Origin of the sequence: Clostridium sp. 'White wine YQ' (genome assembly GCF_028728205.1) — a bacterium.
In the GTDB taxonomy this organism is placed as follows: domain Bacteria; phylum Bacillota; class Clostridia; order Clostridiales; family Clostridiaceae; genus Clostridium_T.
The window spans coordinates 116793-131726 of sequence record NZ_JAQYUU010000005.1 but is presented as its reverse complement, the minus strand read 5'-3'; the positions used below and the strand labels follow the sequence as shown (position 1 = coordinate 131726).

The following is a 14934-nucleotide window of genomic DNA, read 5'->3' as shown; positions in this document are numbered from 1 at the left end:
CTTTTTTGTGTTTCTTAGGTAAATAGTTTTAGTGATTTGTCACCCCGTGGTGAATATACAAAAATATATTTGACAATTAGTCTAATTAGACTATAATATTTAAGTATCGTTAGTCTAATTAGACTAGGGGTAAATTTAGTAGGTTTTGATATTTTATTAGAGATTAATATGAAAGGCGTGATGATGTGAAAATTTATATTTCAGCTGATATTGAAGGAATAGGTGGAATTGTTGCTATTAATCAGGTAATACCTGGGGAGAGAGATTATCAAAGGGCAAGAGAACTTATGACTAATGAAGTTAATGCGGCAATCGAAGGAGCAATTGAGATTGGCGCAACAGAAATTGTTGTTAATGATCTACATGGTGCTGGAACTAATATACTTATAGAATCTTTAAACAATAAAGCACAATTAATTACAGGTTCATCGCATAAGGGTGCTATGATGGAAGGATTAGATTCATCCTTTGACGCAGTAATATTAATCGGATATCATCCCAGAATGAATGTAAGTGGAGTTTTGAGTCACTCTTTTCATGGAGGTGTGATTTCAAACATAAATATAAATAATAAAGATGTTGGAGAGTTTTATATGAATGCATGCGTTGCAGGTCACTTTAATGTTCCAGTTGTTTTGGTTTCAGGTGACAACATTTTAGATGAGGAAGTAAAAGAGGTGAATGCTGCAATTGAAACAGTTGTAGTTAAAACCTCATATGGAAGATATGCAGCAAAATGTTTAACACCTTCTGTAGTATCTGAAAAATTAAAAGAAAAAGTAAAAGTTGCCTTAATAAATGCCAAGAATATAAATCCTGTAAAATTACAAGAGTCGCCTGAAATGAAGGTTACTTTTTTAAATAGCGGGCAAGCCGAATTTGCATCAATAATGCCTGGAACAGAATTGGTTGAACCTAATATTGTATCATATAGAGGAAAATCAATTATTGACATTTATAGAGCATTAACAGCTATGATAAAAATCGCAAGTAGTAATTAATTTATTCACATTTCTCGTAAATATTAAATAACAAAGAAAGGATGAAAAAAATGATAAAATCATTTTTAATGTTAGGACAATCAAATATGGCTGGAAGAGGGTTTATTCATGAAGTAACCCCAATTTATAATGAAAGAATACAAATGTTACGTAATGGTAGATGGCAAATGATGACTGAGCCAATTAATTATGACCGTCCTGTTTCAGGAATAAGTCTAGTGGGCTCATTTGCAGATGCATGGTGTAGTGAAAATCAAGAAGAAGTTATTGGCTTAATACCTTGTGCTGAAGGTGGAAGTACACTAGATGAGTGGGCTGTAGACGGAGTGCTTTTTAGACATGCAATAGCTGAAGCTAAATTTGCTATGGAAAGTAGCGAGCTAGCAGGAATCCTATGGCATCAAGGAGAAAGCGATAGTCTTAATGGTAACTACAAAGTATATTATAAAAAATTACTTGTGATTATAGAGACTCTTAGAAAGGAATTGAATGCACCTGAGATTCCAATTATTATTGGTGGGTTAGGAGACTTTTTAGGGAAAGAAGGATTCGGAAAAAGCTGCACTGAATATAATTTCATAAATGAAGAGTTACAGAAGTTTGCACTTGAACAAGAGAATTGCTATTTTGTAACGGCTGAAGGATTAACTTCTAATCCTGATGGAATACATATTAATGCAATTTCTCAAAGAAAATTTGGGCTAAGATATTTTGAAGCCTTTTCTAAAAGACAACATGTACGTAAGCCATTAATTAATGAAAATGAGCTTCTAAATATAAATGATTCTAGAACACATACCAAAACAGAAAAGATATATATAGAAAGTATGAATTTTGCATTAGGAAAAACATCATATGATGAATTCATGTCTCAAGTTATGCAAATTAACAATGATTAAATCTTATAATTAGTAATCTAATTTTGATTAAAAATATAAAGGATGTGTTTTTTTGATACCATTACTAATTTTAGGCTTATTAAAACAAAACCCAGGTTCTTATGGATACGAATTATTAGCCTTAATGGAAGAGAGACACTATAAATATATAGTAAATTTCACTAAAGGATCATTCTATTATAATCTCCAACAATTAGAGGAAAAACAATTAATTGAAAGAGTTGACCAATTAGATAACTCTAGAGAGACACGAAATTATGTCATCACTGAACTTGGGGATAAAGAATTTGAAAAATTGATGTATAAGTATGGATCTAAGACAGATTATATAAATTTATCTTTTTATGCAGCGATGTTATTTGCTAATGAGTATAAGAGAGAAGAACTAACAAAACTAATAGAAACACAAATAGAACAAACTAAAAAGAAGATTTCTTTATTAGAACAATCTATTGAACATAATGATATCGTACCTACTTATTTTAAAAAGATGCTAGAAAATTCGCTTTCGCATCACATAGTAAATGTTGAGTGGTTTGAAGAGCTGCTAAAAGATATAAGAACCGAAAATTAATTAAAGTGTATTTTATGTTCCCTCAGACTTATGTTTGGGGGAATTTTGCTTTTGGTAGTTCAACTTTTACGCAGAGCTAGGAATATTTACGTTAAGGTAAATATTTATGTAGATAAAAAATAAGCTAGTATGTTCTCCACAATTCCTCCATATTTGCAATATATAATTTAATTAAAGAATCAGAAATGAAGAAAAATATACAAATATTTTATTATGATAAAGACAAGGAGGAAGTATTATGAAGAACAAACTAATAGCTATATTAGGTTCAGCAGTAATTCTAGTAGGTGCAATTGGTGGAGTAGCTTTTGCAAGTGGTATTGATAACAATTCTAAATTTAATCAACCAATTGCTATGAATGATGGTAGTATAAAAGCAAGTCCATTAGCTGCTCAAAATGGTGATACAAAAGTGCAGGATTTAGTAGAGACTATTAATGCTAATAATTCTAGCCTTAATGAAAATAGTAATGATATAAATCAAACATATAAGAATATGGCAAAAATAATGAAAGACAATGGATTTGAAGATGGAGCCAGATATATGCAGACCGGTAATTATACTGCTATGGCAGATTATATGAATAAACTATCACAGGAGGATTATGACAAAATGATTAGTATCATGAAGGATAACGGTTATGGTTATATGGCACAAATGATGGAATCTATAGGTAAAGAAGGAATGGTCCAGATGCACAATTCAATGATTGGGAATGGGAGTAATTCTAATAATATGATGAGGAATTTCAGGTAGTATATAAAATTCATTCTTTTAAAATAGAGATAAGGAGTCCTACTACTCGCTGAAATATATTTAAGCAAAATCAATATTAAAGTATGTTTTATTCTCCCCCCAGACTTAGGTTTGGGGGATTTTGCTTTAATATGAAGTACACTTATAAACTCTCCATTATCACACCAATGTTTTAGTTGCATGCTATACTGGGGATGGGGGATACTTAACCCCTACTGAAGAAAAGAAAAAACTTAACGAGGTAGAATTATGGTGAATAAGGAAAATAGGCATATAGGAAATAGAATAGCAGCAGGTCGCCGGCATACAGTTGGTATTAAATCAGATGGCACTGTAGTAGCCGTTGGTGATAATAAATGTGGCCAATGTAATGTAAGCGGATGGCGTAATATTGTGTCTGTTGCAGCTGGTAATGTTCATATGGCAAGGAACACAGGAAATGCTCATGCAATCGGTCTTAAAGCTGATGGTACCGTGGTTGCTACTGGCTGGAATCAGTATGGCCAGTGTGATGTAATTAGCTGGAGAGATATTGTTGCAGTTACCACTGGTTGGCGTTATACTATTGGATTAAAATCGGATGGTACAGTAGTTGCCGTGGGTAGAAACAATGAAGAACAATGTAATGTAAGTGACTGGAGTGATATTGTGGCGGTTGCAGCTGGTGATTGGCATACAGTTGGTCTTAAATCTGATGGCAGGGTTAGGGCTGTAGGGAATAACAGATATGGACAATGCAATGTAGGTGATTGGCACGATATAGTAGCAGTTAGGGCTGGTTACCTTCATACTGTAGGGCTTAAATCTGATGGTACTGTGGTTGCTGCTGGGCGAAACAGAGAAGGTCAATGCGATATAGGTAATTGGAGCGATATTGTAGCAATTGCAGTGGGGAGTAGTCATACAATTGGCCTTAAAGCAGATGGTAATGTGGTGGCAGTAGGCTGGAATGAATATGGCCAGTGTAATGTAAGTGACTGGGGTGATATTGTTGCGGTTGCAGCTGGTTGTGCGCATACAATTGGCCTTAAATCAGATGGCAGGGTGGTTGCTGTTGGTGATAATGAATATGGTCAATGTGATGTAAATGACTGGAGCTGCATTTAAGTGCCGTATCTTATATAAATTAATACTCTAGCTTGAAATAAATTGATTTATAGAGGTGTCGACTATATAATAAGTGAGTAGTATGTGTTTGTATGTAGGCACTGCAAGAGGAGGATAAGTTATGAAAATATCAAAGAAAGATGCTTTAATGTGGTTTGAATTTTTTTCAATGCTACCAGAAGATGAGGAGCCGATGATAAAACAACAAGAAATCATTTATGCTACCTTTGCACAAATTGAAGCAGCTATTGATCATAGAAATGATATGTTAATGTCAGAAATTAAGAATTTAAAAAATTTAGAGAATAGAACATTTTTTGTAGGAGAGGAAAGTAGATTTCCAAGGGGATGTAGTTCATGTCTATTTGGAACTGGTTTAAGTGCAATTAGAAAAACTAACAAATGTAATATAGAGTGTAAGTTTTGTTACAACTATGGAGAATTAGATTTTATTCCTCCGATTGGCGAAGGTATGTGGCAAATTGGGGATACAAAATTTTATGAGAAAGATATTGATTTACTTCTTTCTATCCACAAGAAGCCTACAGGGGTTGCATATGTTTATTTAGAGCCATTTATGGAAATAGAAAAATACTACTCTGTAGTAAAGAAATTTAGTGATGCTAAGATTCATCAACATTTATATACAAATGGTACTCTAGCAACAGAAGAGACACTAAAAGCATTAGGTGAAGCTGGTCTTGATGAGATACGTTTTAATCTAGGTGCATCGAATTGCTCTGATAAAGTTATTGAAAATATAAGAATAGCAAAAAAATATATTAAAAAAGTAGGTATTGAAACTCCAATGACACCTGAGTTTTTTGAAACTTTCTTTGAGAAAAAGCAAGTAATCTTAGATACAAAGCTTGATTTTATAAATTGTGCAGAATTACATTTAAATGAGAATAACATAGACAATTATTATGGAGAAAATATGTATATATCAAGACAAGGATACATATCTCCAACTTGGAGTAGGGAGTTAACTCTAAAGTTTATGAAAATAGCCGATGAAGAAAAGTGGGATTTAGTAGTTCATGATTGTTCAAACCACACAAAATTTGCGAGAGATTTGAATTTAAGCAGCAAAGAGGGCAAGTGGTTTGGAGCTAGTAGTTATGGCTGTGAATTTTCAAAAATTCCATATGAAGTATTTTTACCAATACTACGTGATGAAGATTTTAAGTTCTTAAGCGAAGAAGAATTGCCTAGTGGTTATAAACCTGGAGAGCTTATTTTTTAAAGATGCTTTTCGTTAAAAAAGTGAGGAATTTTATTTGAAATTCCTCACTTTTTTATTATACTATAAACATTTTAGTCACTAAAAAGAGTATTTATTTAGTTGAATATATTTTTTCCTTAAGCTTATCTACTGTAGAGGGGGAGGCAGTATAAATCATTAATTTTAAATCAGGATAGTCTGATAACTGTAAGTTCACATGATCAAACTCCAATTCTCCAATTTGAGGATCATTCAATAACTTATGACAGTCAGTAACAGTTTTAACTTCATAACGAGGCCACCATAAACGGAAGAATTCACTTTCTTGCTTATATTTCTCAATCATTTCATTTAATCTCGCATCTTTAGGGGAGCGAGCACAATCTGCTCTAAATCTTGCAATAACGATTTTAGCCCGTTCTTCCCAATCTGAAATGTTTTCTTTTATAAGTGGGTCAATTAGTGAAGAATGTAATAAGTTTGGTTTTGTATTCATGTTTTCTGAATATGGAGGAAATTGAAATATATATTCTGCAGCACGATTCCATAATAATATATCCCAGTATTTATCTATTATATATGCAGGATGAGGTTCTAATGCGAAAACAGCTCTTTCTAATCCAATACTAATATCTTTATAAATTTCTGATTGACCCATTTCATCTGATTTAGCTAATAAAAAAAGATATCGTCTTTCATCATCAGATAATCTTAATGCAGCAGCCAAACTCTCCAATACTTGATGAGAAGGATGTACGTCTTTCCCTTGTTCTATAGATGTATACCAAGAAACACCGACATTGGCTAGTTGAGCTACTTCCTCGCGGCGAAGTCCAGGTGTGCGGCGACGTCCATTTGAAGGTAATCCAACCTGTTCTGGTGTAAGACGTTCTCTATTAGCTCGTAAAAATTCACCTAGAGATTGCTGTAATGTAATCTCATTCATATATTATCCTCCTTATATCCTACTACTCTCAATCGTATGATAACTACAATGTGGTTGAGTTATTTTGGCTCTTATATAATCAGTAATATAACATAAATAACTAATAAACAAAACTATTTGGATTGGAGTGAATTAATTTATGAAGATATTTGTAACTGGGGCAACAGGTAAGGTAGGAAGTCGATTTGTACCATATTTGCTTAAGCAAGGTCATGCTGTACGTATTCTTGTAAGAAATGCTGAACGAGCACTAGAATTAAAAGAATTAGGAGCAGAAGTGATAGAGGGAGATCTTTTAGATAATGAGAATCTCACAAAAGTTATACAAGGGGTTGATGCAGTTATACATATTGCTGCTCAATTTCGAGGTGGTATTAGTGAAGAAGTAGCTAGAGCAGTGAATTTAGATGCAACTATTACACTAGCTAAAGCATCTCTAGAGGCAGGTGTTACAAGATTTGTTTTTACTAGCACCGGAAATGTGTATCGTGACATTAGTGTAAATAGGCTATGCAGAGAAGATGATATTCTTATGCCAGCTAAACTGATATATCCTAAAACAAAAATTGCTGCAGAAGAAGCTCTGCTAAGATTACATCGTGAGCAAGGACTAGATATTCGCATTATGAGGTTAGCATTTGTTTATGGAGATGGTGATCCACACATTGAAGAAATTTTGCCTTATATGATTAACTGGTACCCATTAAAAAAACAATCCATGGTGCATCATGAAGATGTCAGTCAAGCACTACTACTTGCAGCTAGTACACCAGGTATTGGCGGGCGTATATACAATGTTGCAGATGATAATCCTATAGCTATTGGTGAATTATATAAGCTCTATGGAGGACCAGAACAGGTACCAACTAAAGACGGGTGGCTTATGACTAACCTATGGGAATTGACAGCTGATACAGAGCGTATTAAAAATGAACTTAATTTCCGTCCAAAATATCATTCTATCTATACTGCTAGGGATATGGGAACTCTTTAGTCACAAGTTTAACTAGATATGGAAGTGTGTTTTTTCCCTCAGACTTAGGTTTGGGGGAATTTTGCTTTAGAGCACTAATTTTTTAACGAATACTGATATAATTAAGTTAAGGATTTATATAATTTGCTGTAGTAGAAGAGGTTCCTAAAACCTCTAAGTATAAGGTAGGAGAGTGGTAAAGTTGGAGTGGAATGAGAAAACGGAGATATTCATTATCTGTATCTATATAGTACTTCCAATATTGGTAGTGGGGGTCGTACTAACTGGATTAATTATATTATTAAAGAGTTTTATGAAATCTAGAAGAGAGAGAAAGAAAAAATAAATGTCTGTATTTCATTAGGCTAGAGTATAATTATAATTGATATAGTTATTAAGGAGAATAAATACGTGTTTATAAATAATATTAAAGAACAAAAAAAGAAAATATATAAGATAGGGTTAATAAGTTTTATAATTATTTTGATTCTATTGGCTTGTTATTTCGGTTATTATAAATACCAGCAAAGTAAGATTAAGTTTCAATCGCCTGAAGGTTTCCAAGTTGAAGTTAATACCAAGGATCTTACTATAGTGGGGAAAAAGTGGCTTGAATCATATACGGAACAATACAGAGGGAAATATGTGCCTAAAGATCAAAAACTAATGGACTATTCTATTGATGATATTGAAATCAAAGAAACTAATGTAATTCAAGTTGACTTTTCAGTTGTTACAAAGAAGATAGATGAAAGAAGTGCCTATAGTTGGAATGGGATTGTAGAGGAAAATAAAGTAAAAGTTCAATGGGTTTTATGGTTTAATGAAGAAACAAAGTCAGATGGAACTATTACTTATACAGTAAATAAATTGCAAAGACCAGCTGGATATGATTTAGAAAAATACCAAGTTAGTGGTGCGAAAGAAAGCGACGAGTATAGAAATGAACATGAAGCTGAAATTCCTTATGAAAATAAGCAGTATACATATAAGATAGAAAATAGAATCTTATATGTAAGTTATGATAAGGGAAGTTCGTGGAAAAAGGTCCCTATTCCACTAGAAACATTAGTAGCAGTTGGAGATGGGAAACCTTATTCTAATAAGTTGCAGGAAAAAAGTTATGTAATATCTCCTGAAAAAACAGCCTTCGTCTATGGAGGAACTAGGGAAAATCCGCTTATGATGATTCACTCAGAGGATAGTGGAACCACTTGGAAAACATCTGAAATAAATAAAACCATAGATAGTGCAAGGGTGAGGTTTTGCAGTTTCCCAACGGATACAGTAGGTTATGTTATTGTAACAAATGGAAGGACTATGTCTCAAGAAGGACAAGTAATCTGTAAAACAACAAATGGAGGGGACACATGGAATGAGGTGGGAAATGGGCCTAGCACTTGGCTTTTGCAGTCAGCAGGTTTTATAGATGAAAATCTAGGCTTTGTATGTTATCCAAAGGTGGAAGGAGCAGTTACCAACTTTTACAGAACACAAGATGGAGGTAAAACTTTTGAGCCAATAAAGATACCTGTTCATACTGAAGAATGGAATGGTATCACCCTCGAGCCTTTTATTCAACCAGAAACTCCTTATATTGAAAATGGACAATTGTTTCTTTTGGTAGGACAAGGGGAACAAGGTGATTTCAAGGGAGGTACTGTTATGGCAAAATATAAATCAGAGGATAGGGGAGTAACTTGGAGTTTTGTTGAATTGGTGGAGCCACCATCTAAAGAAATAGGGTAATGAAAGGTAAATATTTTATATTCCCTCAGACTAAAAGGTTTGGGGGAATTTTGCTTTAGGAGTTTGAGTTTTGTAGTTAACTACTCCTCCCAGTTTAATTATATCATATGCAATTTTTAAATAATAGGCTTATAATTCGTACTTATTTAGGATAGTATAGGAGCAGATAAACTTGATAGGGAATTGCTCCATCAACACTTAGAAAATAGGAAGGAGAATATGTATGAATTCATATGTGCTTAGCTTTAAAGAAATTGATAAAACAAAGCTATCCCAGGTGGGAGGTAAAGGTGCTAATCTAGGGGAATTATCCAAAGTTAAAGGAATTCTAGTCCCAGAAGGGTTTTGTGTTACCACAGAAGCTTATAAAAAAGTGACTGAAAATAATCATGAACTTAACGGGCTATTAGATGAATTATCTAAGCTTAGAATAAAAGATAGAGAAAATATAAGTGAAGTTAGCAAGAAAGTTCGTAGAGTCATTGAAAACATACCTATTCCAAAGGAATTAGCAGAAGACATTGAGGATTACTTAATAAGGTTTGGTGAAAACATTGCCTATGCTGTGAGGTCTAGTGCAACAGCAGAAGATCTGCCTACTGCATCTTTTGCAGGTCAGCAGGATACGTATTTGAATATTATCGGAAAAGATCAAGTACTGAAGCATATAAGTAAGTGTTGGGCATCGCTATTTACTGAAAGAGCAGTAACTTATCGCATTCAAAATAGTTTCGATCATAGTAAAATTCAACTGTCTGTAGTTGTTCAGAAGATGGTTTTCCCAAAAGCTTCAGGAATTTTATTTACTGCTGATCCAGTAACTTCTAATAGGAAGACGGTATCTATTGATGCGAGTTTTGGACTTGGTGAGGCGCTAGTCTCAGGGCTAGTGAATGCTGATAATTATAAAGTGCGTAACGGCAACATTATTGATAAGAAGATATCCACTAAGAAGTTAGGGATTTATGCCTTAAAAGATGGAGGGACTAAAGAACAGGAGACTGAGCCAGAGAAGCAAAATATGCAAGTGTTAAGTGATGAGCAGATTTTGCAGCTTGAGCATTTGGGCAGAAAAATTGAAGAACATTTTGGGTGTCCTCAAGATATAGAATGGTGCTTGGATGATGATATATTTTATATTGTTCAAAGTCGTCCAATAACGACTTTATATCCAATACCGGAAGCAGGGGATAATGAAAACCACGTTTACTTATCTGTTGGTCATCAACAAATGATGACAGACCCATTGAAACCATTGGGAATGTCCATATACGAGTTAACATCTATGGGGCATAGGTTTAAAGCAGGAGGAAGAATGTTTGTTGATGTTACCCAAATGCTAGCCTCACCTGAGAGTAGAGTAATTTTATTAAAGAATATGGCACAACACGATCCACTTATGAAAGATGCACTTGCTAACATAATAGAGCGAGACTATATAAAATCCATACCAAATGATAAAGAAAAGCAGAATCTTGGTAAAAGTGTGCCGCCATCAGATTCAAATAATCTAATGGAAAGTAATCCAGAGGTTGTTTCAGAGTTGATTAGAAGTACTCAAGAGTCCATAGAAGAATTAAAGAAAAACATTCAAACCAAATCAGGATTGGATTTATTTGATTTTATTCTAGAAGATATTAATGAATTAAAGAGGATTTTATTTAATCCACAAAGTACAGCTGTATTTATGGCTGCAATAAATGCTTCATATTGGATTAATGAAAAAATGATTGAGTGGTTAGGTGAAAAAAATGTAGCAGACATACTTTCTCAATCTGTACCAAATAATATTACTTCAGAAATGGGACTGGCGCTAATGAACGTGGCAGATGTGATTCGCCCTTACCCAGAAGTAATTGATTATTTAAAGAATGTAAAGAATGATAATTTTTTAGATGAATTGGCTAAATTTAATGGTGGGCAGGAAGCTAAAGAAGCAATCTTGTCGTATCTAAACAAATACGGAATGAGATGCAGCGGGGAAATAGATATTACTAAAACTCGTTGGAGTGAAAAACCAATTATTCTTGTCCCTATGATTCTTAATAATATTAAAAACTTTGAACCTAATGCAGGCAGTAGAATATTTGAGCAAGGAAGGCAAGAAGCATTAAAAAAAGAACAAGAGTTATTGGAAAGACTGAAAGAGTTACCAGATGGTGTGAAAAAGGTAAAAGAGACAAAAAGGATGATTGACCTAATTAGAAACTTCATGGGATATCGTGAATATCCAAAGTATGGTATGGTAAGTCGTTTCTTCATCTATAAACAGGCTTTACTTAATGAAGCTGAAAAGCTCTTACAGAAGGGTGTTATTCATGAAAAAGAAGATATATATTATCTAACTTTTGATGAGTTTAAGGAAGTGGTATTAACAAGTAAATTGGATTATCAGATTATAGATATGCGAAAAGGCGAGTACAAATTATATGAAAAATTAACTCCACCTCGTGTAATCACCTCTGATGGTGAAATTGGTATAGGTAAGTACAGTCGAGAAAATATCCCAGAGGATGCAATTGCAGGTCTACCTGTTTCTTCTGGAGTTATTGATGGACGCGCACGTGTCATTTTAAATATGGAAGAAGCTGATTTAGAAGAGGGAGATATATTAGTTACAGCATTTACTGATCCGAGTTGGACACCACTTTTTGTATCCATAAAAGGTCTAGTCACTGAAGTTGGTGGACTTATGACTCATGGGGCAGTTATAGCACGAGAATATGGCTTACCGGCAGTTGTTGGAGTAGAAAATGCTACAAAGCTGATAAAAGATGGGCAGAGAATTCGTGTGCATGGAACAGAAGGGTATGTAGAAATTCTATAATAGATAAGAAATAGATTATAGTAACAGGCTCATAATTCATGAGCCTGTTACTTTTATGTACAAATAAAATTTTAATTAATTTCATAACATTTAAAAGATTACGTTAGTATTCTCCTTTAATTATAAAAAATGAGCCTCTAATTGTTCCAGCTAGCTTAGACTTTTGCCTAGCAAACTTAAATTTACCTTCAAGCTCCTTTGGTATATCCATTCCTTCAGAAAGTTTCAAACCAACGGCACGTTTCTTAGGATCATCAACAGTATACATAACGTTAATTGAAAGACCATCCTCATAAAAAACATAAGCAAATTTGATATTTTCTACTTGAAAGCGTGATGTTTCTAAGGGCTTTGCTGAGAACTCAATATCACGTTCTTTTTTCAAAATTTGATTCACATAATCAAGGGTATCCTGGCTTTCACTAGCAGGTATAACAGTAAATTCATGCTTGTATTTGTTCATAAAGTAGCGAGCCTCATTAGCACGTAATCCAGCAAGTGCATCAACTACAGGTGAAGACTCTAAACCAACTGTAGATACATTTTTAAAATCAACAATATAAGACATATTTATGCCTCCTTTATAATTATTTATTTTCTAACAACCGGAATCCACATTTCACCAAAAACTAAACCATTTTGCTGTCCCATCTCAACCATTGCATTTGGACCACCAACATAGGCAAAATCCTTTGCTTCTGGTAAGACCTGACCAAAGGCGATTCCAGTAAGTTTATTATTCAATTCATCGATTGTATTTCCGTCACCTTTAACAACTAGGTATTCCCCTTTAGGAAATTGGATAGCTCTAGTTTCCTCTGATAGGGATGCATCTGTAAGGACCCCAACATAATACATCATCTTGTTATTTACCGCTTCGTTTACGGTAAAAATATAGTCATTTGTAGCGATAGATTTTAAAGCATCAAGCCTTCCATCTTGGCTAACTGATATCCAAAAGTCTGATTTTTCCTTGTTTAATCCTGCAAAGTCTGTGTAATGACTCTTAAGTTCAGTTCCTAAACCTAAAACAACAAAACCGTCTTTTTCTACTAATGTATAATCTGCCATATTTAAAACCTTCCTTTTCTTATAATTTATCTAATGAATTTGTAATATTTAGTTGATAAGTATATAATAATCTTAAATTATGTCAAAAAGTGATACTGTTTAGGAGGCTCTATGAAAAAAGTAGAACGGATTAATACAATAATGAGGTATATCAACAATCGCGGTCACTTTACAATTTCTGAAATTATACAAGAATTTAATATATCCCGTTCTACAGCAATTAGAGATATCAGAGAAATCGAGGAAATGGGGATGCCACTGGTGGCTGAAGTAGGAAGGGATGGCGGGTATTTTGTCATGCAAAACTCTGTTCTTCCAGTTGTTCGATTTACTAATAATGAAGTGAAAGCCCTTTTTATTGCCTTTATGGCAACAAGAAATCAGCAACTACCATATTTAAAGAGTCGTCAGTCCTTAGCCGAAAAATTACTAGGTCTCATTTCAGAAAGCCAGCAAGAAGATCTTGTCCTTTTAAATCAAATATTACTTTTTGAAGGAACCAATCCCTATAATCCAGACTTGCTTGATCTTTCAGATCTTCCACATCCAATGCTAGAAAAACTCATTCAAGTCCTTCTTCTGGATAGCTATTTGTTAATTACAATAAAAGAAGAGAATATAGTAAAGTCTTACCCAATGTATCTCTTGCACCTTTATCATGAAAATAGTATTTGGTTAATTGAAGGTTTTGACTTAAAGGAAGAAAGGAAACATATTTTTCCTGTGGATCATCTAATTGATGTGAGTCCTTATAATGAGAAAAAAAGATTAAGTAAGAAAAAGATATTAGAAAAACTAAGTAAGCAGGAAGAAGTAATTAACCTCATTCTCGAACTTGGTCCTAAAGCAATTGCTCAGTTTAAAAAATACCACCCTGTAGCTGTTTCAATTTCATATACTAACCCTTACCAAACAACAGCAATTCTAAAAACTTTTATTGACATTAATAAACCTGAAGAGTTAAGTGAAATAATAAACTGGATACTTTTCTTAGGTGAGGATATTAAGGTGAAGGAAATGCCGGAAGAAGTATTAGAAGTGTTACAAGAGAGATTACGATTATATAAGATTATGAAAATTTAATTATGAGGAGGTTTCACTATGGAAAATAAAAAAAAGGAGTTGTTACCAGAACAACGTGAGGAATTGATCAAAACATTAAAATCCCGTTTTGAGAAAAATATGAATCGACATAAAGGGTTTGAATGGGCTAAAGTAGAAGAAAAACTGGAAGCTAATACTGAAAAATTGTGGTCACTTAATGAAATGGAAGTATCAGGCGGTGAACCAGATGTTATTGGTCATGATGAGAAAACTGGGGAATACGTATTTTATGATTGTTCAGCAGAAAGTCCTAAAGGTCGAAGAAGTGTATGTTACGATCATGAAGCGTTAGAGTCAAGGAAAGAGCATAAGCCTAAAAATAGTGCTATTGGCATGGCAACTGATATGGGAATTGATATTTTAACTGAAGAACAGTATCGAGAACTGCAGGAGCTTGGAAATTTTGATATAAAAACATCCAACTGGGTGAAAACACCTTCTGAGATTAGAAAACTCGGTGGAGCCATCTTTACGGATTTTCGCTATGGTAATGTCTTTGTATATCATAACGGTGCTGAATCCTACTATGGTGCAAGGGGATTTCGTGGCTCACTAAGGGTCTAAAATTTAACATACAACTGAAGAATATAGTAAACTGAAATAAGCTTATATGAATAAAAAGACCATGGAGTAAGGGAAATAAGTTCTCAATCCATGGCCTTTTTTGAGTGAAATAAAAAGTCATTTGGATTTGCTACATA

At 33.8% G+C, this 14934-nt stretch carries 14 protein-coding genes; 11 read left to right on the top strand and 3 right to left on the bottom strand.

Annotated features, from left to right (window positions below; translation table 11 throughout):
• Positions 1-185 precede the first annotated feature (185 nt).
• The 6 genes from PTZ02_RS14815 (at position 186) to PTZ02_RS14790 (ending at position 5584) form a co-directional block, all read left to right on the top strand.
• Complete coding sequence (locus PTZ02_RS14815; RefSeq protein ID WP_274228578.1) at positions 186-1001, top strand: M55 family metallopeptidase; 816 nt, start codon at positions 186-188, stop codon at positions 999-1001.
• Positions 1002-1051: 50 nt separating this feature from the next.
• The gene (locus PTZ02_RS14810; RefSeq protein ID WP_274228577.1) at positions 1052-1900 is read left to right on the top strand and encodes a sialate O-acetylesterase; all 849 of its coding nucleotides are present in this window, start codon (positions 1052-1054) and stop codon (positions 1898-1900) included.
• A gap of 52 nt (positions 1901-1952) precedes the next feature.
• Positions 1953-2474 carry a PadR family transcriptional regulator gene (locus PTZ02_RS14805; protein ID WP_274228576.1) on the top strand — a complete coding sequence of 174 codons (522 nt, stop codon included), beginning with the start codon at positions 1953-1955 and terminating at the stop codon, positions 2472-2474.
• Between the two features lie 238 nt (positions 2475-2712).
• On the top strand, positions 2713-3231 hold the full coding sequence (locus tag PTZ02_RS14800; protein ID WP_274228575.1) for a hypothetical protein: 519 nt from the start codon (positions 2713-2715) through the stop codon (positions 3229-3231).
• A 249-nt stretch (positions 3232-3480) separates the two neighbouring features.
• Positions 3481-4338: an RCC1 domain-containing protein gene (locus PTZ02_RS14795; RefSeq protein ID WP_274228574.1), complete on the top strand. Its 858-nt coding sequence runs from the start codon at positions 3481-3483 to the stop codon at positions 4336-4338.
• 121 nt (positions 4339-4459) lie between these two features.
• The gene (locus tag PTZ02_RS14790) at positions 4460-5584 is read left to right on the top strand and encodes a radical SAM protein (RefSeq protein ID WP_274228573.1); all 1125 of its coding nucleotides are present in this window, start codon (positions 4460-4462) and stop codon (positions 5582-5584) included.
• 91 nt (positions 5585-5675) lie between these two features.
• Here the strand turns inward: PTZ02_RS14790 and PTZ02_RS14785 are convergent, their stop codons facing one another.
• Positions 5676-6509 carry a helix-turn-helix transcriptional regulator gene (locus PTZ02_RS14785; RefSeq protein ID WP_274228572.1) on the bottom strand — a complete coding sequence of 278 codons (834 nt, stop codon included), beginning with the start codon at positions 6507-6509 and terminating at the stop codon, positions 5676-5678.
• Between the two features lie 139 nt (positions 6510-6648).
• Here PTZ02_RS14785 and PTZ02_RS14780 point away from each other — a divergent pair, with 139 nt between their 5' ends.
• The 3 genes from PTZ02_RS14780 (at position 6649) to ppsA (ending at position 12058) form a co-directional block, all read left to right on the top strand.
• On the top strand, positions 6649-7503 hold the full coding sequence (locus tag PTZ02_RS14780; RefSeq protein ID WP_274228571.1) for an NAD-dependent epimerase/dehydratase family protein: 855 nt from the start codon (positions 6649-6651) through the stop codon (positions 7501-7503).
• A gap of 390 nt (positions 7504-7893) precedes the next feature.
• The gene (locus PTZ02_RS14775) at positions 7894-9231 is read left to right on the top strand and encodes a WD40/YVTN/BNR-like repeat-containing protein (protein WP_274228570.1); all 1338 of its coding nucleotides are present in this window, start codon (positions 7894-7896) and stop codon (positions 9229-9231) included.
• Between the two features lie 223 nt (positions 9232-9454).
• Positions 9455-12058, top strand: a complete 2604-nt coding sequence (gene ppsA, locus PTZ02_RS14770; RefSeq protein ID WP_274228569.1) for a phosphoenolpyruvate synthase — start codon at positions 9455-9457, stop codon at positions 12056-12058.
• 103 nt (positions 12059-12161) lie between these two features.
• On the opposite strand, the gene PTZ02_RS14765 is transcribed toward ppsA, so the two are convergent.
• Both PTZ02_RS14765 and PTZ02_RS14760 read right to left on the bottom strand, forming a co-directional pair.
• Positions 12162-12626: a phage tail protein gene (locus PTZ02_RS14765; RefSeq protein WP_274228568.1), complete on the bottom strand. Its 465-nt coding sequence runs from the start codon at positions 12624-12626 to the stop codon at positions 12162-12164.
• Positions 12627-12649: 23 nt separating this feature from the next.
• Positions 12650-13129, bottom strand: coding sequence for a GyrI-like domain-containing protein (locus PTZ02_RS14760; protein WP_274228567.1), 480 nt, complete (start codon positions 13127-13129; stop codon positions 12650-12652).
• A 111-nt stretch (positions 13130-13240) separates the two neighbouring features.
• Between PTZ02_RS14760 and PTZ02_RS14755 the strand changes: the two genes are divergently transcribed.
• Both PTZ02_RS14755 and PTZ02_RS14750 read left to right on the top strand, forming a co-directional pair.
• Complete coding sequence (locus tag PTZ02_RS14755; RefSeq protein WP_274228566.1) at positions 13241-14212, top strand: helix-turn-helix transcriptional regulator; 972 nt, start codon at positions 13241-13243, stop codon at positions 14210-14212.
• 18 nt (positions 14213-14230) lie between these two features.
• A complete protein-coding gene (locus PTZ02_RS14750) occupies positions 14231-14797 on the top strand; it encodes a DUF4256 domain-containing protein (RefSeq protein ID WP_274228565.1) in 567 nt (188 codons plus the stop codon).
• Positions 14798-14934: the final 137 nt, after the last annotated feature.

Bases quoted from the DNA above. Each gene is read 5' to 3' on its own strand.
- PTZ02_RS14760 (WP_274228567.1), bottom strand. From the start codon at position 13,129: ATGGCAGATTATACATTAGTAGAAAAAGACGGTTTTGTTGTTTTAGGT.
- PTZ02_RS14780 (WP_274228571.1), top strand. From the start codon at position 6,649: ATGAAGATATTTGTAACTGGGGCAACAGGTAAGGTAGGAAGTCGATTT.
- PTZ02_RS14750 (WP_274228565.1), top strand. From the start codon at position 14,231: ATGGAAAATAAAAAAAAGGAGTTGTTACCAGAACAACGTGAGGAATTG.
- PTZ02_RS14755 (WP_274228566.1), top strand. From the start codon at position 13,241: ATGAAAAAAGTAGAACGGATTAATACAATAATGAGGTATATCAACAAT.
- PTZ02_RS14800 (WP_274228575.1), top strand. From the start codon at position 2,713: ATGAAGAACAAACTAATAGCTATATTAGGTTCAGCAGTAATTCTAGTA.
- PTZ02_RS14810 (WP_274228577.1), top strand. From the start codon at position 1,052: ATGATAAAATCATTTTTAATGTTAGGACAATCAAATATGGCTGGAAGA.
- PTZ02_RS14795 (WP_274228574.1), top strand. From the start codon at position 3,481: ATGGTGAATAAGGAAAATAGGCATATAGGAAATAGAATAGCAGCAGGT.
- ppsA (WP_274228569.1), top strand. From the start codon at position 9,455: ATGAATTCATATGTGCTTAGCTTTAAAGAAATTGATAAAACAAAGCTA.
- PTZ02_RS14785 (WP_274228572.1), bottom strand. From the start codon at position 6,509: ATGAATGAGATTACATTACAGCAATCTCTAGGTGAATTTTTACGAGCT.
- PTZ02_RS14765 (WP_274228568.1), bottom strand. From the start codon at position 12,626: ATGTCTTATATTGTTGATTTTAAAAATGTATCTACAGTTGGTTTAGAG.
- PTZ02_RS14790 (WP_274228573.1), top strand. From the start codon at position 4,460: ATGAAAATATCAAAGAAAGATGCTTTAATGTGGTTTGAATTTTTTTCA.